We start from the raw sequence: 20,397 nt of genomic DNA, 5'->3' as shown, positions 1-20,397 counted from the left end.
CCCCCGCCGCCACCCACGGGCTCCTGGCCCAACCCGACCGGACAGGTGAACGTCAACGGCACCATCCCCGTCAGCGGCACCCTCGACGGCGGGATGCGCCGCTACTGCTGCATCGGCGACGGCAGCCAGGAGGAGAGCCAGGACCCGATGTTCCGGCTCGAATCCGGCGCCACCCTGCAAAATGTGATCATCGGTGCTCCCGCCGGTGACGGCGTCCACTGCGCCGGCCCCTGCACCCTGCGCAACGTCTGGTGGGAGGACGTCGGCGAGGACGCCGCCACCTTCCGGGGCAGCGGCTCACCGAACTTCCTGGTCGACGGCGGCGGCGCCCGCTCCGCCAGCGACAAGGTGTTCCAACACAACGGCCCGGGCACCCTGACCATCCAGAACTTCCAGGCCACCAACTTCGGCACCTTCTACCGCTCCTGCGGCAACTGCTCCACCCAGCACCGCCGCAACGTGGTGATCCGCAACGTCACGCTGACCCGACCCGGCAACACCGTCGCCGGCATCAACGTCAACTACGGCGACACCGCCCGCTTCTCCGGGATCACCATCGTCAACGACTCCAGCCGGTCGATGGTCATCTGCCGCAAGTACAACGGCAACAGCAGCGGCAACGAACCCACCCAGATCGGCACCGGTGCCGACGGCACCAACTGCATCTACTCCTCGTCCGACCTCACCTACCGCTAGCCCGACCGGCTGGCGACGACCTGCGGCCGGGTCGTCGCCAGCCGCCGGCACAGCCCCTCGATCTGTTCCGCATGCTGCGAAGCTCGGTCAGGCGTCGAGGTAGCGGAGGATCGCCAGCACCCGCCGGTTGTAGTCGGAGTCGCCGACCCCGGTCCATGCCCAGACCGTTGATCACCACCAGGTGCTCGCCGAGACGGTCGACAGTGCCGCCAGCGGCGCGTCGGTGAGAAGTCGGCCCCGACCGATCACCACCAGATGGTCCGCGGTCCGCGGCAGCTCCCTCATCAGATGGCTGGAGACGAAGACCGTACGCCCCTGCGCCGCCAGTCCCCTGGTGAGCTGACGGATCCAGCGCATTCAGCGTGATCATGCGTGTCGACGCTAGGCCCGGCAGGCGGCTGCGACCACGGGGGCAACCGCCGACCTTGATGGCGGAAACCCGTAACTCCCGTCCCGTGGATCGCCTCCCCGGGAGAGGAGCGCGCGCGGGCCGGGCGTCCGTGCCGCCCGGCCCGTCAGCTCACGGCCTGTTCAGCTCGCTGAACAGGACAACGACGGTACGCCGTTGGTGCCGCTCGACGACCCCAGAAAGCCGAAGGTCGTGCTGCCGCCGGCACTGGCAGTGTGGGGGTCAGAGGTTCGAGTCCCCTCGACTCCACCCTTGTTTATGCAGTTCATTCGGCATCGGTCATCGACCAATGCCGATTCTCTGATCATCGTGCTCACAGGTGTGCTCACACGATCGCCCCACACTGGTGCTCGATGTTGGGTGGCAGGTCGTGCCTGGCACCGATCTTCAGCAGGCATTTCGCTGTAATCTTGGCGGTTGGCCTGATCGAGGTGAAGTGTGGGGTGCCCGAAACGGTGTGGGGCGGAATGTGGGTCGCGCCGGCCCGTACCGTCAGATGCGGCATGGCCGGTGTGCTGGCGTGGCTGCTTGGTGCACGGCGGAGTAGTTGGCCGGGAAAACTCCCGCCCCAACGTTTGGCCGCCAAAGCGCCCGCGCTGGCCTGGAAGCGCCGACCGCGCAGCTCACCACCGAGGCTTGCCATCCGTACACCCGGCCGCTACTCGCGGCGACCCCCATAGTCGACCTGAAAGCGGCGTCATCCACGCCCGCTCAGGAGGAAGGGGTGACCTGACCGGCTGCGACTCGTGGTGATGGCAAACCGGCGTGTAGGTCACTTGCCGCGCAGGATGGGCAAGGGGCGGACCCGCAGCCAGTCCTCGCCAACCACGACGATCGCTCCACTGGCCAGGTCGTCAGCGACTGCGGCGAGGTTCGCCACCAGGATCGCGACGATCTGTGCGGCTCGGCGACCGCTGATCCGCCGCACCAACAACACGGACGGTTCGCTGGCCCCGGAGGATGCCAGCAGAGTACCGAAGTCGGTGTCTGCAGAGATCAACACTCGCTGTTCCTGGCGTGCCCGATCCAGCACGATCTCATCCGGTGCCGCCGCCAAGCCGTAGTCCCTGAGGTGCTCGGCATCATGCCCCTGGTTGCGCAGACCTGCGGCAACCGCTGGCGACAGGTTATTGTCGATCAGGAATCTCATGCCGCGTGATGCAACGGCAGTTCCCGTTCCCGGACAGCTTCGGCGGCGAAGCGCAGCGCCTCCCAGACGTCATCAACGGTCAGGTCTGGCAGCTCTGACACGATTTCGTCCGTGTTCATGCCGTCCGCGATCATTGCCACGACCGTCGCGACCGGGATGCGTAGCCCACGGATGCACGGTGCGCCGCCCATCTGGGCCGGGTTGACGGTGATCCGTTCGAAGTTCATGACGGCATGGTAACCCGTCGTGGTCAGGGCTGGGTGGCGCGGTGTCTGGCGCGGTGGGCGCGGACGTGGTGGCGGGTGGCGCACCGGTCGGAGCAGAACCGGCGGCATCGGTTGCTGCTGTCGTCGAGGAACGCGGTCGGGCACCGTGGGTCTGCGCAGACGCCGAGCCGGTCGATGCCTCGTTCGCACAGCCACACGGCGAGTCCCCACACGACGGCGGCGACGTACTCGACCGAGCGCGGTGTGCCGGGTGTGGCGACGTGCATGTGTCAGTCGACCGCCGAGGTGCCGGAGATCATCGGGTGGGCCCGGTACCGGGCCAGCAGGGCGTTGAGTTCGTCCACCGCCTGCTGCTCACCGCCTGTGGTCACGCTCTGGAACACCTGACGCAGGCGATGTCCGACCACCTGCAGCCTATGGAGGTCGGTGTCCACGACGGCGGGGAGCGGGGGATGCTGCGCCAGCAGCTCCCACGCGTCGGTGAGATCGTCGAGCCGCGCGTTGGCCAGTGCCGCCGCCCGCAGGGCCCGGCATTCCGCGCACCGTCCGTAGACGACGACCCCGTTGGGCTGGCCGGGTGGATCCGGGTCGATCCCGAAGGCGCGTGCGGCGGCGGTGCCGGCGTCGACCGCTTCGACGGGCAACTGCCGCATGTCGCCGCAGGTGCCGCAGACGGCGTGGTGGTGCGCGTCGTCGGCGAGGCCGAACGTGGTCGTCCTGCCGACCGGCACGGTGTGGGCGGTGCCCAGCGCGACCAGTTGCCGCAGCACCCGGTGGACCGTCGACAGTTCCACGCTCAGACCACGGGCGAGAAGCGCGCGGTGCAACTCGGTGACGGTGAGGTGTCCGCGCCCGCCTATCGCGTGGGCGAGTTGGTCGAGGACTCCTCGCCGGGCAGCGGTGTTACGCAGGCCGGCGCGACGCAGCCGCCGCACGGCGGCGGCCGCCCGGTCGGTCTGCGATGTGGTCAACCGCCCCCTCCTTGCCGCACTATCACCGTTTCTATTGCAAGATAGTGGCAAGAGCATCAGCTTGGCAGTAACCCTGGAGGGACTCTGATGGCGGTCTACACCCTGCCCGACCTGTCCTACGACTACGGCGCGTTGGAGCCGGCGATGTCGGGGCAGATCCTGGAACTGCACCACGACAAGCACCACGCCACGTACGTCAAGGGCGCCAACGACGGCCTGGAGCAGCTCGCCGAAGCCCGCGCCAAGGGCGACTTCTCGACCCTGGTCGGTCTGGAGAAGACGTTCGCGTTCAACCTCTCCGGTCACGTGCTGCACTCGATTTTCTGGGGCAACCTGTCCCCGGACGGCGGTGACCGCCCCGACGGTGAGTTGGCAGCGGCGATCGAGGAGCACTTCGGCTCGTTCGAGGCGTTCGCCGGCCAGTTGTCGGCGGCGACCAAGGGTGTGCAGGGCTCCGGCTGGGGCGTGCTGGCCTGGGAGCCGCTCGGGCAGCGGCTGATCGTGGAGCAGGTCTACGACCACCACGGCAACGTGGGCCAGGGCACCACGCCGTTGCTGGTCTTCGACGCCTGGGAGCACGCCTACTACCTGCAGTACAAGAACGTCCGGCCGGACTACGTGGACCGGCTGTGGAACCTGGTGAACTGGTCGGACGTGATCGCCCGGTTCGACGCCGCCCGCACCGCCGCGCCGAAGATCTGACCGGCGTGACCGGCCTCACCCCGGCCGCCGCGGAACTGGTCCAACGCGCTGCCGGGGTCATCGCGGCCAAGCATCGCGGTGACCTCGGCGGCGCCGAGGAACTCCTCGCCGCGTTCAATTCCGAGCAGGCCAAGACCCTCGGTTTCTACCTCCTGGCGGACCTGAGCCTCGGACTGCTCCGCGCGCAGAGCGGCCAGTCCCTGGACGACCTCGTCCGAGAGCTGTCCCTGCTCGTCGCCGCCACCGCGACACCGCCGGACAACTGACCGGGTGCTGATCCGGTCGGTGTCGACGACCACCAGACGTGCCGTCGACACCGACCGGAACACCACCTGTCCAACCCCGGCCTGGACTTCGCTTGGCACGGCGGCCTGTCGGAGAGCACCCGCAGCGAGATCAAGGAGGTCGCGAACCTCGCGATCCGCCGCGACCTGCCACGTCGACGTCTGCTACCTACCCTTGGATCAGGCCCCGCCGACGGTGCCCTGGCCTGTTCGGCGGAAACCTACGACAAGACCGTCCGGGTCGTCGAGATCGGCGGCGAGCGGTCCCGGGAGCTGTGCGGCGGCACGCACGTCGCGCACTCCGCGCAGATCCGCTCGCTCGCCCTCACCGGTGACTCGTCGGTCGGCGCCGGGCAACGCCGCATCGAAGCGATCACCGGCATCGAGGCATTCCGCTACCTGGCCCGCGAACGTGACCTCGTCGGCCAGCTCGCCGCCCAACTCAAAGCCCGGCCCGAGGAACTGCCCGACCGGGTCGCCACCCTGCTCTCGCGCATGAAGCCCCTCACCGACGACGCGCAACGCGCCCACGCGTTCCTCCTGCTCACCGAACTCGCCCTAACCATCGCCGCACTGGCCGCCGTCGACTGACCCACCGGCGCACGGGCGTCACGCGCATCACGCACAGCAGGCAATTCCGGTCTGGCTCATCACCTGCGGTCTGCAATGTGGCGAACGACGGCCGGTGGTCCTCGCCCGAGACGGCAGGTGAGGCAGAACCCAGTTGGGAACTGATCGCCTCGGCCCCACGACCAGTGGGACAACGTCCTCGGATCTTGGACTCCGCCAGGCGCAGGGAGGAGCACGGTGGTCACTGGCCGCAACCGGGATTCGGCCACGCCCTGCCTGCGGCGTACAGCCACGGCAAGCTCGGCCTTCCGACCCCAACACCACCTATTGCACCTGATGGGCTCTTGCCATCAGTTGGCGAGAGCCCGGACACTGATGACCTTGAAAGGCCGCGCTGACCGTCCTGGCCAGGCGCTATTCGATGAGAGCGGGCAGATGGAAGTCACCTTCTCTCCGGTACGCCTCAGCAAACGCGTACCGGCCGTGGTGGCCGATGCCCTGGTAGATGTGTGTGGCGCGGTCGAGGACCTCGTGCAGGGCGCGCCCGCGTTCGTACGCGTCGGTGATGTCGGCGTAGCCAGGCACCAGCGCTTCCAGGTCGGCGGGGCGCAACTGCGTCTCCCAGTGCGCCGCGGAGAACTCCAACTGGCTGCGCAGACTGTTCATCGCGGCGACCTTCAGCGGCCAGTACGGGGCTATGTCGACCACACAGTTGGCCCGCGACGGGGTCATGTAGTAGATCGTCGGCACCGGGTGCGGAGCCAGTCCGTCATCGGCGGCGAACCCCCGACCGGCCAACCCGAGCGCTTCGAGGATCAGCGTCATGGCCGGACGTCGATCCGGGTCCAGGTCGGTCAGCGAGTGCTCCGGGTCCTGGGTGATGACGATCGACGGCCGGACGGTACGGATCAGCGTGACCAACGCCCGCTTGTGGGCCTCGTCGACGGTGACGTGCCCGTGGCGGAAGTCGAGGAACTGCACCGGGACACCAAGCACCTCGGCCGCTGCGGTCACCCCGGGCCGCATCTCCTCGCCGCACAGCATCAGCGCCGCGTGCGACTCGCCCCCGGCCGCCAGATTGGCCGCGAGTGCGCCGCCGCACTCGACCAACTCCATCCCGTAAACGCCAATCAGCAATACCCGACTACCCATTGGCCCCCCTCTCGTCGTGCCCGCCAATGCGGGCAGCGCAGACGATAGCGACCTCGGCCCCAGCACCAGGAGGTACCAACCCGTGTCACCCCGCATCCGTCGTCCGTGGACACGCGTGACGACCGTCCTCGCGGCGGGCGTGCTGCTCGCCGTGGCCGCCTGCTCCAGCGACGCAGGAGAAGCCCCGGCCAAGGATCAACCCCAGACGGCGGCGGCGGTGACGATCGCGATCCCTGGTGACGAGGGAACGTTGACGCCGTACACGTACACCACCGGCTATCCGGGCTACAACCTGCTGACCCTGGTGTACGACTCCCTGGTGGTCCTGGACACCAGCAATGAGGTCACCCCACTGTTGGCCACCGAACTGACCGTCAGCCCGGACAGCACGGTGTTCACCCTGCCGTTGCGTACCGGCGTGACCTGGCATGACGGCAAGCCGTTCAGCGCCGACGACGTCGTCTTCACCATCGACTACTACCGTGAGTACGACACCGTACGGTTCGCCTCACCGCTGGCCGGTGTCGACAGCGTGCAGGTCCGCGACGGTGCCGTGGTCATCACGCTCAGCCAGCCGGATCCGGAGTTCCCGGTGCGGCTGTTGGCGGACATGCCGATCCTGCCCAGGCACGTCTGGTCGTCCATCACCGAACCGGAGAAGGCTCCGGTCACCGCCGCCGTGGGCACCGGCCCGTACCGGCTGGCCAGCTACGAGCCGGATCGCCGGTACGAGCTGACCGCGAACACCGCGTACCCGATCGGCAAGCCCCGCATCGACACGCTCACCGTGTCGGTGGTCCCGGAGCAGCAGACCGCACTGGCCGCGCTGCGCACCGGGGAGGTGCAGATGACCGCCGGCACCGTACCGGCGAACCTCATCGATCAGCTGTCCGGACAGCAGGGCGTAACGGTCGCCACCGGCTCCAACTTCGGTAGCACGCTGTTGGCCTTCAACGACGGCAAGGCCCCGTTCGACCGGGTCGAGGTCCGGCGGGCCATCGCCACGGCGATCGACACCACCGACCTGGTCGACACGGTCCTGCTCGGCAAGGGCACCCTCGGCAGCCCCGGCTTCTGGCACCCCGAGGCACCGGGGGCGAACACCAGCCTCACCCACACCCACGACCCGGCCGCGGCCTCCGCCGCCCTGGACGCCATCGGCGCCACCCCGGGCCCGGACGGCGTACGCGTCCTGGACGGCAAGCCGCTCGCCTTCGACCTGCTCGTCTACGCCAACAACCCGGACCGGGTCCGCACCGCCGAACTCATCACCGAGATGTTGGCCAAGGTCGGGGTCAAGACGGCGGTACGGGCGATGGACGCCGACTCGGTCGACGCCAAGGTGTGGCCGGACTTCGACGTCGCCAACGGCCGCGACTACGACCTCGCCCTGTGGGGCTGGTCGGCACCGACAATGTTCGACTACACCCGGCTGGCCGGGCTGGTGGCCAGCGACCCGAAGGTCGGCCGGCTCAACGTCACAGGCATCCGCGACGCGGACCTGGACGCCGCCGCGACCGCGCTGAACGCCACCACCACCCTGGACGACCGCAAGGCCGCAGCCGGGGAACTCCAGCAGCTCATCGCCGACAAGGCGCCGTTCGTCACGCTCTACTACCCGGCCGGGGCGTACGCGTACCGCAGCGACGTCTTCGCCGGTTGGACCTATCAGCAGGGGGCGGGGTTGCTGCACAAGCACTCCCTGGTCGCCTGGGCCGACTGAGGTGTCCGTCGCGTCGAGCCCGGTCCGCAGCCGGACCGGGCTCGTCCGGGCCGTGCTGGGCCGGGCCGGCGGCTATCTCGCCGTGTTCGCCGTCGCACTGACCATCACGTTCCTGCTGCCCCGCGCGCTGCCGGGCGGCCCGCTGCGGACCCTCGGCGGTGCCGACGTCGCCGACCTGGATCCGGCCGTCCGGGCTCAGGTGGCCGCCGCGTACGGGCTGGATCAGCCGCTGCCCGTGCAGTTCTGGCGCTACCTGCGCGACCTCGCCCGTCTCGACCTGGGCGAGTCGTTCAACGGCGGCCGTCCGGTGGCCGAGGCGATCGCGGACGCGCTGCCCTGGACCCTGTTGCTGGTGGGCACGAGCGTGCTGCTCACCGCCGCCATCGGCGTGGCGCTCGGGGTGATCGCCGGGCTCCGGCGCGGCCGAGGCAAGGGCAACCTGCTGCTGGCCGGGGTGCTGCTGCTCGACGCCGCACCCGCCTTCTGGGTAGGCATGCTCGCCATTCTCTTCTTCGGCGTGCACCTCGGCGCGCTGCCCACCTTCGGCGCCACCACCGTCGGGCACACCGGCTTGGCTGCCGTCGGTGACGTCGCCACCCACCTCGTGCTGCCCGTCGGTGTCCTGGTGGTCGCCGGGATCGGACAGTTCTTCCTGGTGACCCGCTTCTCGGTGGCTTCGGCGTTGCACGCCCCGCACGTCGAGCACGCCCACGCCCGGGGCATCCCGCACCGCCGGGTGGTCGCCCGGCACCTGCTGCGGCCCGCCCTGCTGCCGGTACACACCCAACTGATGATCGAACTGGGCTGGCTGGTCGGTGGCGCGCTTGTCGTCGAGACCGTCTTCGCCTACCCCGGCCTCGGCCGGCTCACCTTCGACGCGATCCAGGGACGCGACTACCCGACAATGCAGGCCACCTTCCTCACCCTCGTGGTGACCGTTCTGGTCATGAACGCCCTCGCCGACCTGACCTATCCGCTGCTGGATCCCCGCACCCGTACCCGAGGTGCCGCATGAGGGCGGGCCTACTGGCCGGGCGTATCGGCGCGGTCCTGTTGACGGCGCTGGCCGTCGGTGCGGTCGCCGGGCCGTGGCTGTTGAGCACCGACGGCCGGGAACGGCTCGCCGCACCGTACGCCCCGCCGTCGGCCGACCGGTGGCTCGGCGCCGACGACCTCGGCCGGGATCTCTTCGCCCAACTGGTGATCGGGGCCCGCGGCTCGCTCGGCATCGCCCTGCTGGTGGCGCTCGCCGCCACCACCATCGCGGCCCTGGTCGGCGGCCTCGCTGGACTGGCCCCACCGTGGGCGGCGGGCATCGTCATGCGCGTGGTCGACCTGGTGCTCGCCCTGCCCTTCCTGCCACTGCTGATCCTCGCCGCCGCCTTCCTCGGCCCCACCCTCGGCGTCCGCGCCGCCGTGGTCGCCGCACTCGTCTGGGCCGGTCCCGCCCGACTGATCCGCGCCGGGGTGCTCGCCGCCTGGTCCCGAGGCCACCTCCAGGCCGCCCGCGCGATGGGTGCCTCCGCCTGGTACCTGCTGCTGCGGCACGCCTCACCGGTCGTCGCCCCACTGCTCGTACCGGTCTTCGTCCGAGCCGCGATGACCGCCATCGTCCTCGACGCCAGCCTCGCCTTCCTCGGCCTGGGCGACCCGACCAGCCCCAGCTGGGGCACCATGATCCACTGGGCGTCGGTACGCGGTGCCATGCTCACCGACGCCTGGCTGTGGTGGGCGCTGCCCCCCGGCCTCGCGATCGTGCTCACCGTCACCGCGCTCGCCCTGGTGGGCGTGGCCACCGAGGACCGCCTCAACCCGACCCTTCGGCAGGCCCGCTGATGCTCACCATCACCGATCTGACCATCACCTACCCGAACGGCCACCAGGCCACCCGCGACGTCAACCTCACCATCGCGCCCGGCGAGATCCTCGCCCTCGCTGGCGAGACCGGCTCCGGCAAATCCACAATCGCCAAGGCCCTGCTCGGGCTCCTGCCACCCGGGTCGACGGCCACCGGCCTTGCCCGCCTCGACGAACTGGATCTCACCGGACGCAGCCCACGCGACTGGGAGGGGATCCGGGGCAGTCGGATCGGTGTCGTGCCACAGGGGGCGATGACCGGCCTCAACCCGGTGCGGCGCATCAGCGACCAGCTCATCGAATCCGTCCGGGTGCACACCCACGCCGCCCGCCGCCCCGCTGCCGCCCGCGCACTCGACCTGCTTCGCCAGGTCCGGCTACCGGCGAACACCGCCGACGTCTTCCCCCACCAACTCTCCGGTGGGCAACGCCAACGGGTGGCCATCGCCCTGGCCCTGGCCGGCGACCCACAACTCCTCGTCGCCGACGAACCCACCACCGGACTCGACCTGGTCACCCAGAACCACATCCTGGACCTGCTGGCCGAGCTGCGTACCAGCCAACAGGTCGGGATGCTGCTGATCTCGCACGACCTGCCGGCCCTGCGCGGCATCGCCGATCGCGTGGCGGTCATGTACTCCGGCACGCTCGTCGAGTCCGGGCCGGCCGCCGAACCCGCCCACCATCCGTACACCCGTGCGCTGCTCGCCGCGATGCCGTCGCTGCGGCCGGACGTGCCCTGGGTCAGCATCCCCGGCGCCGTACCGGACCGCAGCACCTCCGGCGGAGGCTGCGCTTTCGCCGACCGATGCCCCTGGGCCGCCGAAAGCTGCCACCTGCAGCGCCCTCTGCCGGTCCCCGTCAAGTCGGCGGTGGTTGCCTGTCACCATCCCAGCGACGACCGGCAGCTGGCGTTCCCCACCGCCGCCACCCCCGGTCGGCAGGCGGTCGACAAGATCGACGCCGAGGCGAGACCGGTGGTCCGACTGGGCGGTGTCGGGCACGTCTACCGCAGCCGTCACCGCCGCACCACGGCGCTGGCCGGCCTCGACCTACAGGTGCATGCCGGGCAGATCGTCGGCGTGGTCGGTGAGAGCGGAAGCGGAAAGAGCACTCTCGGACAGATCCTGCTCGGGCTGCTCCGACCCACCACCGGTCGGGTCGAGGTCGCCGGAGCCGACCTGACCCGACTGCGGGGACGGCAACTACGCGGCGTACGACACCGGCTCGGCTTCGTCGCCCAGGACCCGTACGGTGCCCTGCACCCGGCGATGACTGTCGCGGACCTCGTCGCGGAACCCCTGCGGATCGCCGGTACGCCCCGCCACCTGCACCCGGCCCGGATCAGCCGGGCCCTCGACCGGGCCGGACTCCCCACCGACCTGACCGGCAAACGCCCCGATCAGCTGTCGGGTGGGCAACGGCAACGAGTCGCCATCGCCCGCGCCCTTGCCGGTGAGCCGGTGCTGTTGATAGCCGACGAGGCGACCTCCATGCTGGACGTCTCCACCCGGGCCGGTATCGCCACGACCCTGCGCCACCTTGCCGACGGCATCGGTCTGGCCGTCCTGTTCATCACCCACGACCTCGGTGAGGCCGTGCAGAACTGCGACCAGATCGTCGTGCTGCACGAAGGGGTGCCGGTCCAGCAGGGCAGCCCCGGCGAAGTCATCGCCCGCCCGAACCCCGGCTACCCGGCGGACCTGGTTGCCGCCGCGCGCCGGCATGCGGGGCCGTCGGCCGTGCCGAGCGGGTGAGCCCGCATCCCTCGACGGGATCAGGCGCTGAGCAGGCGGCGCTGGTGGGACAGGTCGGTGTGATGGTGCCGGCCGGGGTGACTGTCCGGATCGGTGTGGACAGTCGCGCTGGTCAGGCGGGGCACGGTATGGGTGAGTTGGTGTTCGGCGTCGGCGGCGATCTCGTGGGCGGCGACGAGGCTGAGACCGGCGTCGACGACGAGGTCGGCCTCGGCGTGCAGGCGGTGGCCGATCCACCGCAGGCGTACCGAGGTCACGTCACGAACACCGTCGATGTCACGCAGCGTGGATTCGGCCCGGTCGACGAGGGCCGGGTCGACGGCGTCCATGAGTCGGCGGTAGATCTGACGGGCCGCGTCGGCGAGGACGACGGTGATGGCGACGGCGATGGCGAGACCGACCACGGGGTCGGCCCACTGCCAGCCGAGTGCGGCCCCGCCGGCAGCGGCGACGACGGCGAGGGAGGTGTAGCCGTCGGTGCGGGCGTGCAGACCGTCGGCGACGAGAGCGGCGGAGCCGATCCGACGACCGACGCGGATGCGGTACCGGGCGACCAGCTCGTTGCCGACGAACCCCACGATCCCGGCCCCGGCCACCCAGGGAACATGGGTCATCGCGGTGGGATGCAGCAGCCGGTCGACGGCGGTCCAGGCGGCAGCGACGGCGGAGGCGGCGATGGCCAGCACGATGATGATGCCGGCGATGTCCTCGGCCCGCCCGTAGCCGTAGGTGTAGCTGCGGGTGGCTGCTTTCCGACCGAGCAGAAAGGCGATGGCGAGAGGCACGGCGGTCAGCGCGTCGGTGACGTTGTGCAGGGTGTCCCCGAGCAGGGCGACGGAGCCGGAGTACGCCACGATGACGGCCTGGGCGGCGGCGGTGACGCCGAGACCGATCAGCGAAATCCAGAGGGCGCGCAGGCCCTCGCGGGACGTTTCCAGCGCCGGGTCGACCTTTTCCCGCGAGTCGTGCGAGTGCGGGACGACCGCGTGCCGCAACCGACGCCACCGCCGGGTGAGCCCGCGTTGCTTCCCGTGGTGGTGATGGTGGCCATGCTGACCCGGTCCCACGTGGCCCCCAGGATCTCGGTAAGCGGAAGTGGCTCCGCGATAATATGTGCTCATGTACGCACGCGACAACGTTGCAGATGCCAGTGACCTGCAACAACAACTCCCTGGCGAGCGTGAGGTCGAGGCATCAGTGGAGATGCTGCGGATGCTGGCCGACGGCACCCGACTGCGCCTGATGTGGCTGCTCATCAACGGCGAACATGACGTGAGCGCACTGGTGACGGCGGTGGGCGCGGCCCGGCCTGCGGTGTCCCAGCACCTTGGCAAGCTCCGCCTGGCCGGGCTGGTCAGCGTGCGGCGGGAGGGCCGCCGGGTGCTCTACCGCTGCAGAGACGGGCACGTGCGCCGGCTGGTGGCCGAGACCCTGCACGCAGCGGCGCACCGGGTGACCGGCGCACCGGAGCACGACTGACCGGAGGGCAACATCGTGCACGTGCTTCGATCGATCTTCGATCCAGGTCGCGGTCCCGGCCGGGCCCGGAGGATGTGTGGGGTCGCCCACCGGTCGCAAGTGAGGTAGGAGCGGACGCCGAAGCGAGTTCAGGCCCGCCACACAGCGCAGAGACGGGCCAGCAATCCAGATTTATCGATCTACTCCGTGATTGAGTTCCGCACGGGCAAGACCAACTATGAGGTCGTGCGGTGGCACGCCAGCGACACTCTGCCGCCAGGCGACGTGCCCGTCGGGCCGTACGAGGAGGCCGCCGTCGGGGCCGATGCCGCAGGTGTCGAGGTAGCGTTCCAGTCGCGCCGGGGAGAACAGTCGATTCAGGGGGTGGATCAACACAGGGACGCCGTACTGCCGGGCGGCATTCACCATCGGCTGGAAGGCGGCATCTGTGTCGCCGCCGACGAGCAGGGTAAATCCGTCGGATGCCAGGACATCGAGTGTGGAGCGGGACTGGTTGTCGTCCAGCCAGGCGTGTGGAAGGCGGTGTCCGGGTCTGCCGGTCGGATGATGGTCGGTGACCGGGTCACCGGGCGGTGCTGCGGTGCCGTCGGGGACGACTGAGGCGGAGGCGTAGTGGTAGCCGAGGATCAGTCCGTCGCTGGAACGGGCACGCGGCGGCACCCCGGCACGGTGGGCGGCGAGGGCATCGGCCAGCCGCAGGTGGCTTTCGGTGGCGCTGGCGGTCGCCACCGGCCGCCGTTCGTCGTGGTAAGTGTCGATCAGCGGGGGCGCGGCCCAGCCGTGGTGCACGGCGGCGAGTTTCCAGGCGAGGTTGTCCGCGTCGGCGATACCGCAGTTCAGGCCGAACCCGCCGTACGGGGTGGTGACGTGGGCGGCGTCTCCGGCGAGCAACACCGGGCCAGCGCGGAATTGGTCGGCGACCTGGGCGGCGGCGTGCCAGACCTGCCGGGCGACGAGGCTGATCGGCAGGTCGGCCAGCCCGGCAGCGGAGCGGATCATCGCCACACACGTGCTGTCGTTGACACGGTCCAGGCCGGAGCCGTCGCGGTCGGCGACCAGATTGAACAGCCAGCGCCGCTGGTTGTCGACGGCGAGGAACGTCCCGTGCAGATCGGGACGACTGATGGTGTACACGGCGCTGGGCCGGTCGGCGACGTGGGCACCAAGGTCGGCGTCGAAGAGGATGTTCAAGTTGTGGGAGACCTGGGTAGGGCCATTCATGGCGATACCGAGCCGGTCGCGGATGGCGCTGCGGGCACCGTCCGCGGCGACCACCCAACGGGCGGTCAGCAGGTGACGCCGGGTGCCGGTGACAAGTTCGGCGATGGCGTGGTCGGCGGCGGTGTACAGGGCGGCGAGCCGCGTGCCGAAGTGAATCCGCCCCGGGTTGAGCCGTTCGGCGTGCGATCGCAACAGCGGCTCGAGACGGTCCTGGGAGCAGAGCAGGGTGTAGGTGGGGCTCGCCACCGATGGCCGGGCAGCGGGGTTGGTGACGATGCGGGTGCCGCTGGGGTCGACGAGGGTACGGCCGGTGTAGAAGGCCAGATGGTCGCGGGGAAGCGCGGCGGCGGTAATCTCCGGTTCCAGCCCCCAGAACCGGTATATCTCCATGCTGCGGATGCTCAACGCCCGCCCTTTGGGAAACGTGGCGGTGGTCGGATGACGTTCGACGAGGGTGCTCGGCACACCGAGCTGGGCGAGGCGGATCGCCAGACTGAGCCCGACCGGTCCGCCACCGACGATGAGGACGGGAATCATCGTGCTGCCTCCCGGAGAAAGGGCCGGTGAGGGGCACGACCGCCGCGCCCCTCACCGGCAGGACCGGCCCGATCCGCTCAGGGGGCGAGAGCGGCGGCCAGTCGTTCGGTGTTGGTCCGGAACACCCCGAGCAGGTCCAGGTCCTCACCGGGGTAGTTGACGATGTCGACCCGGGTCGCGCCGGAAATGTCGGGGTTGGCACCGGGCAGGTGGGCGTTGGCCAGCACCAGCGTGGGCTTCTTCGTGGTCAGGTCAGCCAACTGGCCCGGAGTCACGGGCTGCGGTCCGTATGTGCCAGCGATGGTGAGCCCGGCGAACTCGCCCCAGTAGCCCACGAAGAGCTGGGACACCGCGACGGGCGCGGGGTCCGGCAACGCCGCCTTCACCTGGTCGGACAGCTTGCCGTATTCGGCGTCGAAGGTGGTGAGCCAGGTGTCCGCGGCGGTGGACGTACCGAACAGGCCCGCCAGGCGGGTCACCTCCGACCGGATCGCACCGGGAGTGTTCTCCAGTTGGACGGGGACGAGTTGACCGCCGCCGCCGGCGGCGTCCTTGAGTCTCGGGGCGAAACCGTCGAACTCGGCGAACAGGATGTAGTCGGCGTTGGCGACGGCAGCCAGGTCGCTGGGCTTCGGGTCGTAGTCCGGCGGGTGCTGGACGTTGGCAGGGGCGATGACGGTGACGTCGGTGACGCCGGCCGCCTTGGCGAACGCACCGACCCAACTGGTGGAAGCGACGACCTTTGGTCCCTGGTCGGCGGTAGTGCCGCCGCTGCCGGTCGGTGCGGGGTCGTCAGTGCTGCCACATCCGCTGGCCAGCAGAGACAGGGTCGCCACCGCGGCCAGCGCGGCGGCCCGGATCGATCGCATCACGTGCTCCTTCGGGAATCAGGTAGGTGAGGAGGGTCAAGGTGCCCGCCACAAGGACGAGGACGGGGCCGGGGGGCTGGTCGAGCAGCAGCGCGACCACGAAGCCGATGCTGTTGCCGGTGATGCCGAGCGCGATCGCCCAGGCGACCATCGACCGCAGGGAGCGGCCGAGGTTGCGGGCGCCCAGCGCGGGCAGAATGGTCAGCGCGTCGACCAGCAGCGCGCCGGTGAGCCGGATCGACGCGCCGATCGCGACGGCGATGACGACGAGCAGCGCCAGCAGCAGTGGGCCGGCGGCAACACCGGAGCACAGGGCGAGTTCCCGGTCGAACAGCAGCAGCGCCAGTTGACGCCGCCACCGCCAGAACAGCACGTGCACCACCAGGGCCAGTGCGCCAAGCACGTACAGGTCGATGTCGCGGGTGGCGAGGATGGAACCCCAGAGCAGTTCGAAGGCGCCGGTGGCGTTGACTCCGGACACCGAGAGCACGAGCAGGGCGGCGGCGATGGCAAAGGTCATCAGCAGGCCCATCGCGCCAGGCAGGCCGGTGGGGCGCCGGGCGAGTGGGGCGACTCCGGCACCGGCGAGGGCGCAGGCGGCGAGCCCGCACAGCATCGGGTCCAGCCCGGTGAGCAGGCCGACGGCGATGCCGAGCAGCGCTACGTGCATCATCGCGAACCGGACGGCGATGATGTCCAGGCCGATGATGAAGACCCCGACGATCGGCAGGCCGACGGCGGCGATAAGCAGGCCGATCGCCGAACGCTGTACGGCGGGCAGGGTGAGCAGGTCGAGGAAGCCGTCCACGGAGTTCAGACCACCCGCAGCTTTCCGGCAGCCATCTCCGCCACCCGGTCGCAGGCCCGTGACATCGCCCGGTCGTGAGAAACCACGACGACGGTGACCGGAAGTCTGGCGAGTAGGGTCGCCACCTGTTCCTGGCCGTCGAAGTCGAGCGCAGCGGTGGGCTCGTCGGCGAAGAGCGCCCGAGCACCTGCGGCGACGGCGCCCAGGGCACGGGCCAGGAACACCCGCTGCAACTGACCGCCGGACAGGGTGTGCAGGGGCCGGGATCCCAGACCGGCGACACCGAGTTGATTCGCGGCGGCACGGGCGGCGGCTGGGTCGCCGCCGCTGTCGAGCAGTTCGTCGACCAACAGGGGAAAACGTCCGGGTGTAAGTCGCTGCGGTACCCAGGCCACGTCGCGGCGCCGCCGGGTCCATTCCGACCGGCTGTCGGCGGGCGTCCCGCCGACGCTAATGGTGCCCCCGGCGGTGGGGTGCAGGCCGAGGGCCGCCCGCAGCAGGGTGGTCTTGCCGGATCCGTTGGCACCGGTCAGTGCGACGTGCTCACCGGCGGCGATGTCGAGGTCTACCCGGTCCACCGCGGTCCTGCGCCCGTAGCGGCAGGTGACGGAGTCGAATCGAATCGCGGCGGCGGTCACTGGTCGGCCTGGCCGGCGAGCTGTTCCCGTAGCCACCGTTTGTCGACCTTGCCAGCGGGGGACAGCGGTAGCGCGTCGAACACGGCCAGCCGTTCGGGCAGCTTGGCGTGTTCGAGGCCGTGTACCTCGGTGAGGTAGCCGGCCAGTTCGGTCAGCGTCAGCGAGGGCTGGCCGTCGCGAACAGCGATGCAGACGGCCATCCGCTCGCCCATCAACCGGTCTGGTACGCCGACACAGGCAACCTGCCGCACCGCCGGGTGCTGGGCGACGAGCAGCTCCACCTCGACGGGAGAGAGGTTACGTCCACCTCGGATAATGATCTCGTTGCGGCGGCCCACCACGTGCAGGAATCCGTCGTCGTCGACCTGGCCGAGGTCGCCGGTGCGGACCCAACCGCCGTCGGTACGGTACCGCTGGTCGAACTCGGGGTCCACGTAGCACAGCGGGCTCATCGGTCCCAGACCCCATATCTCGCCGACCTGCCCCGGCGGCACGTCGATGCCGTCGTCACCGACCACCCGGATCGCCGCCACCGCTGGGTTCGGGCGGCCCACCGCGTCGTACACCGCCTGCGGCGGGTCGAGCGGGTCAGTGGTGCAGTTGACGCCGTCGGCAGAGCCGTAGCAGTTGACGAACGCGGTGCCGAAGCGATTCCGACAGGCGTCGACCGTCGCCGGGTCGATCCGGGATCCGCCGGCGACGACCGCGCGCAGCGACGACGTGTCGGTGTGGGCCATCCGGGGGTGGTCGAGCATCATCGCGAACATCGTCGGCACCCCGAACACCAGGTACGGCCGGTGCCTGTCGATCAGCTCCAGCGCCCGTACGGCATCGAAGCGGGACTGTGCCAGCAGCGTGCCGCCGTGCCGGGCGATGGTCACCGCGCTGCCCGACGAGCCGAACGAGGAGGCAAGCGGCACCAGGAACAGGTTGCGCATCGGTTCGTCGCCGTGGTGAAGGGCCGCGATGAAAGCCCCCCGACCGCCGGCCAGGGCATCATGCGAGTAGACGATCATCTTCGGCGCGGCCTCGGAACCGGAGGAGACCAGGATCCGCGCCGGCGCGGAGGCAGACACGTCGACCGGTGCCTCCAGAGGTGGGCCGTCGGCCAGCCAGCTCTCCAGGCTGTCCGGGCCGTCCGCGCCGGCCACCAGCACCGTGCGCAGGTCCGGCAGCTCCGGCCGCAGGGCTTCGAGGGCGTCGGCGTACCGGTGGTCGCCGACCTTGTGAGCGACGACGGCTACGGCGGCACGGGAGCGGCGCAGCAGGGTCAGGGTGTCGCGTCGTCCCCGCCCGACGGGGTACGGCAACACCACGGCGCCGATGGCCGCGGCGGCCAGGTCCACCGCGACCGGCCGCCACCCGTTGGGCATCTGCACGGCGACGACCTCACCCGGGGCCACGCCCGCCCGCCGGAGAGCCCCGGCCAGCCGCAGTGCCGCCTCGCTCAACCGGGCGTAGCTGATCTCACCGTCGTCGTCGATCACCGCGATTCGCTGCGGGTGGGCGGCGGCGTGCGCGGCGAACAACTCCCACAGCGTGCGGCCAGGATAGAACCCTGCGTCGGTCCACCACTGGCGCAGCGCAGCAGGGACAAGATCGCGGACGGTCAGAACGGTCATGAGGTGAACCTCCACGGCGGACGGACAAACGCGCAGCCATCGATCTCGATCAGGTCGACGTGCGAAGAATCCATCGCCAGATCACCGGGATCGGCGCAGACCCGCACCGCGGTGACCCCGGCCCGGGCCAGCCGGTCCAGGGCCGCCGTCACGCTCAGCGTGGCCGGATCGTTCAGCACGCCGTCTACCGTGGCCGGGTCGCTGCCGGCAGCCACCACGAGGTGTCCGTCGGCGACGGCGATCGGCGCATCGAGCGGCTCCCACACCGGTGGGTGTTCCGACAGCGGTGCCTGCAAGACTCCGGCGGCCGACAGCAGGGAGCTGTCCACCCGCTGTCCCCGACCCTGGCGCTGCCGGGCCACCAGCGCGGCAAGGACACCCTCGGCGCACACCAGACCGCCGAGCACGTCCAGCAGCGTCATCAACGATCCCGCCGGCGGTGTACCCGCCGGGCGTAGCTGCTCACCCAGCCCGGCGTACGCCTGGGCCACGAAGTCGGTGCCCGGCGGCGCGTCGGTCCCGCGCGCGTCGCCCCACCCCGACGCGTAGGCGTACACCAGCCCCGGGTTGGTCTCGACGAAGTCGTCGGAGTCCAGCCCGAGTTCGGCGGCCTTGCCCGGCGCCCAGTTGTGCAGGAACACGTCCGCCTCATCGACCAGCTTGCGCACAGTGTCGCGGCCGCCAGGGGAGCGAAGATCCGCTTCGACGATCCGCTTGCCCCGGTTCAGGGCCAGGAACCGCGCCGAACAGTCACCGACCATCGGCGGCATACCTCGCAGCGGATCCCCACCGGCCGGCTCCACCCGCACCACCTCGGCGCCGAGTAGCCGCAGCACGTGCCCGGCGAGGGGCCCCTGGATGCGTCGGCCGGCCTCGACCACCAGCAGCCCGTGCAGCGGCAGCCGGCCGGGCATCAGCGCCGGCAGGGCCCCGGCCGGACTGGTGTAGGTGATCCGCCACGGACTGCCAAAGCCACCGTCCGGGTCGGCGTCGGCCCGCCGGTCGGCGAGGGACCGGACCGGTTGAATGGCCACCTGCGCGGCTGCTGCGGTGGCTTGTACCTCGGCGAACGGCCAGCGACGGACGATCTCGTGCAACGCGAGCGGGATCGGCGCGGAGGCGGTCGCGTAGCGCAGCACGAACGCTCGCCAACCGCGCGCCACGTCGCCCGGTTCAGCACCGAGCGCCGTCCACCAACGGCGCCAGGGCTCCGGGTCCAGGGTTTCGGCCTCGAAGATCACACCATCGGCGGAGACGAACGGCGGAGGCAGGCCCGGAGTACGTAGCTCACCGGCGTCCTCACCGTCCGCGACGCTGCCGGCAGCCAGATACTGCGACATGGTCAGCAGCGCCGAGCCCGGCACGCTCACCGCCAGCGCACCGGGCTGCTGCCCCCGTAGCCCGGCCAGCACCCCGGCCAACGCCCCCTGCGCCGCCGCGACACCAGCCACAGTGGACACATAATCAACGCCGAGGCGGGTGGGAATGCCGACAGCCCGGCCGTGCACGGCCATCAGACCGTACGCGGCCTGCACCGTCGCCTCGTCCAGCATCCGGCCGACGCCATCGCCCCAAAGCAGATCGACAGGAACACCCGCCACAGCCAGCGGACCATCGCCGGATCGGTCCGCCCCAAGCAGCGCCAGATGCTCGACACATATCGACTCGGCACGGGCGGACGCCCCGCCCGTCACCGTCACTCCGGCCAACGGGGAGGAGCCCACC

22 protein-coding genes and 1 pseudogene are annotated in these 20,397 nt (G+C 70.4%); 9 read left to right on the top strand and 14 right to left on the bottom strand.

Annotated features, from left to right (window positions below; all coding sequences use genetic code 11):
* A partial coding sequence (locus C1I93_RS15645; RefSeq protein ID WP_181445186.1) for a pectate lyase occupies positions 1–696 on the top strand: 696 nt, incomplete at its 5' end.
* 171 nt (positions 697–867) lie between these two features.
* On the opposite strand, the pseudogene C1I93_RS15640 reads toward C1I93_RS15645, so the two are convergent.
* The 6 genes and pseudogenes from C1I93_RS15640 to C1I93_RS33280 form a co-directional block, all read right to left on the bottom strand.
* Positions 868–1,053: pseudogene (locus tag C1I93_RS15640) on the bottom strand (ABC transporter ATP-binding protein); the annotation flags it as partial.
* A 377-nt stretch (positions 1,054–1,430) separates the two neighbouring features.
* The gene (locus C1I93_RS31210) at positions 1,431–1,748 is read right to left on the bottom strand and encodes a hypothetical protein (protein WP_146603511.1); all 318 of its coding nucleotides are present in this window, start codon (positions 1,746–1,748) and stop codon (positions 1,431–1,433) included.
* A 129-nt stretch (positions 1,749–1,877) separates the two neighbouring features.
* A complete protein-coding gene (locus C1I93_RS15635) occupies positions 1,878–2,255 on the bottom strand; it encodes a DUF5615 family PIN-like protein (protein ID WP_111244018.1) in 378 nt (125 codons plus the stop codon).
* Positions 2,252–2,482: a DUF433 domain-containing protein gene (locus tag C1I93_RS15630; protein ID WP_111244017.1), complete on the bottom strand. Its 231-nt coding sequence runs from the start codon at positions 2,480–2,482 to the stop codon at positions 2,252–2,254. The genes C1I93_RS15635 and C1I93_RS15630 overlap by 4 nt, the downstream gene beginning before the upstream one ends.
* Before the next feature lie 23 nt (positions 2,483–2,505).
* Positions 2,506–2,748 carry a CGNR zinc finger domain-containing protein gene (locus C1I93_RS32500; RefSeq protein WP_420811697.1) on the bottom strand — a complete coding sequence of 81 codons (243 nt, stop codon included), beginning with the start codon at positions 2,746–2,748 and terminating at the stop codon, positions 2,506–2,508.
* 3 nt (positions 2,749–2,751) lie between these two features.
* Positions 2,752–3,453: a Fur family transcriptional regulator gene (locus C1I93_RS33280; RefSeq protein ID WP_420811696.1), complete on the bottom strand. Its 702-nt coding sequence runs from the start codon at positions 3,451–3,453 to the stop codon at positions 2,752–2,754.
* Between the two features lie 87 nt (positions 3,454–3,540).
* On the opposite strand from C1I93_RS33280, the gene C1I93_RS15620 reads away from it, so the two are divergent.
* The 3 genes from C1I93_RS15620 (at position 3,541) to C1I93_RS32935 (ending at position 5,030) form a co-directional block, all read left to right on the top strand.
* Entirely contained in the window at positions 3,541–4,155 is a 615-nt protein-coding gene (locus C1I93_RS15620; protein WP_111244016.1) for a superoxide dismutase, read from the top strand.
* Positions 4,156–4,160: 5 nt separating this feature from the next.
* Entirely contained in the window at positions 4,161–4,421 is a 261-nt protein-coding gene (locus C1I93_RS15615; protein WP_111244015.1) for a superoxide dismutase, read from the top strand.
* Positions 4,422–4,487: 66 nt separating this feature from the next.
* Positions 4,488–5,030 carry a hypothetical protein gene (locus tag C1I93_RS32935; RefSeq protein WP_111244014.1) on the top strand — a complete coding sequence of 181 codons (543 nt, stop codon included), beginning with the start codon at positions 4,488–4,490 and terminating at the stop codon, positions 5,028–5,030.
* 393 nt (positions 5,031–5,423) lie between these two features.
* Here C1I93_RS32935 and C1I93_RS15605 read toward each other — a convergent pair whose 3' ends face one another.
* A complete protein-coding gene (locus C1I93_RS15605) occupies positions 5,424–6,125 on the bottom strand; it encodes a PIG-L deacetylase family protein (RefSeq protein WP_220039582.1) in 702 nt (233 codons plus the stop codon).
* Between the two features lie 151 nt (positions 6,126–6,276).
* On the opposite strand from C1I93_RS15605, the gene C1I93_RS15600 reads away from it, so the two are divergent.
* The 4 genes from C1I93_RS15600 to C1I93_RS15585 are packed head-to-tail and all read left to right on the top strand — an operon-like array spanning position 6,277 to position 11,498.
* Positions 6,277–7,884: an ABC transporter substrate-binding protein gene (locus C1I93_RS15600; RefSeq protein ID WP_181445185.1), complete on the top strand. Its 1,608-nt coding sequence runs from the start codon at positions 6,277–6,279 to the stop codon at positions 7,882–7,884.
* Position 7,885: 1 nt separating this feature from the next.
* On the top strand, positions 7,886–8,899 hold the full coding sequence (locus C1I93_RS15595; protein ID WP_111244011.1) for an ABC transporter permease: 1,014 nt from the start codon (positions 7,886–7,888) through the stop codon (positions 8,897–8,899).
* Positions 8,896–9,720, top strand: coding sequence for an ABC transporter permease (locus tag C1I93_RS15590; RefSeq protein WP_111244010.1), 825 nt, complete (start codon positions 8,896–8,898; stop codon positions 9,718–9,720). The genes C1I93_RS15595 and C1I93_RS15590 overlap by 4 nt, the downstream gene beginning before the upstream one ends.
* Complete coding sequence (locus C1I93_RS15585; protein ID WP_111244009.1) at positions 9,720–11,498, top strand: ABC transporter ATP-binding protein; 1,779 nt, start codon at positions 9,720–9,722, stop codon at positions 11,496–11,498. Before C1I93_RS15590 ends, C1I93_RS15585 begins: the two co-directional genes overlap by 1 nt.
* Positions 11,499–11,518: 20 nt before the next feature.
* On the opposite strand, the gene C1I93_RS15580 is transcribed toward C1I93_RS15585, so the two are convergent.
* Positions 11,519–12,493, bottom strand: coding sequence for a cation diffusion facilitator family transporter (locus C1I93_RS15580; RefSeq protein WP_223256174.1), 975 nt, complete (start codon positions 12,491–12,493; stop codon positions 11,519–11,521).
* Between the two features lie 124 nt (positions 12,494–12,617).
* Here C1I93_RS15580 and C1I93_RS15575 point away from each other — a divergent pair, with 124 nt between their 5' ends.
* The gene (locus tag C1I93_RS15575) at positions 12,618–12,977 is read left to right on the top strand and encodes an ArsR/SmtB family transcription factor (RefSeq protein WP_111244007.1); all 360 of its coding nucleotides are present in this window, start codon (positions 12,618–12,620) and stop codon (positions 12,975–12,977) included.
* Between the two features lie 171 nt (positions 12,978–13,148).
* Here C1I93_RS15575 and C1I93_RS15570 read toward each other — a convergent pair whose 3' ends face one another.
* The 6 genes from C1I93_RS15570 to C1I93_RS15545 form a co-directional block, all read right to left on the bottom strand.
* Positions 13,149–14,735, bottom strand: coding sequence for an FAD-dependent monooxygenase (locus C1I93_RS15570; RefSeq protein ID WP_111244006.1), 1,587 nt, complete (start codon positions 14,733–14,735; stop codon positions 13,149–13,151).
* 77 nt (positions 14,736–14,812) lie between these two features.
* On the bottom strand, positions 14,813–15,604 hold the full coding sequence (locus tag C1I93_RS15565; RefSeq protein WP_111244021.1) for a metal ABC transporter solute-binding protein, Zn/Mn family: 792 nt from the start codon (positions 15,602–15,604) through the stop codon (positions 14,813–14,815).
* Complete coding sequence (locus tag C1I93_RS15560; protein WP_220039581.1) at positions 15,528–16,412, bottom strand: metal ABC transporter permease; 885 nt, start codon at positions 16,410–16,412, stop codon at positions 15,528–15,530. The genes C1I93_RS15565 and C1I93_RS15560 overlap by 77 nt, the downstream gene beginning before the upstream one ends.
* A 5-nt stretch (positions 16,413–16,417) precedes the next feature.
* Positions 16,418–16,990 (bottom strand): metal ABC transporter ATP-binding protein, encoded by a 573-nt coding sequence (locus C1I93_RS15555; RefSeq protein ID WP_220039580.1) that lies wholly within the window; start codon positions 16,988–16,990, stop codon positions 16,418–16,420.
* 56 nt (positions 16,991–17,046) lie between these two features.
* Positions 17,047–18,672, bottom strand: coding sequence for a class I adenylate-forming enzyme family protein (locus C1I93_RS15550; RefSeq protein ID WP_111244019.1), 1,626 nt, complete (start codon positions 18,670–18,672; stop codon positions 17,047–17,049).
* Positions 18,669–20,397: CoA transferase (locus C1I93_RS15545; RefSeq protein WP_220039579.1), on the bottom strand; the 1,729-nt coding region annotated here is incomplete at its 5' end. The genes C1I93_RS15545 and C1I93_RS15550, both read right to left, overlap by 4 nt.

The sequence above is a fragment of the Micromonospora endophytica genome (genome assembly GCF_003236305.1).
Taxonomy (GTDB): Bacteria; Actinomycetota; Actinomycetes; order Mycobacteriales; family Micromonosporaceae; genus Micromonospora; species Micromonospora endophytica.
Note: the sequence above shows the minus strand (reverse complement) of the source record. Positions and strands in the feature narration are given on the sequence as shown.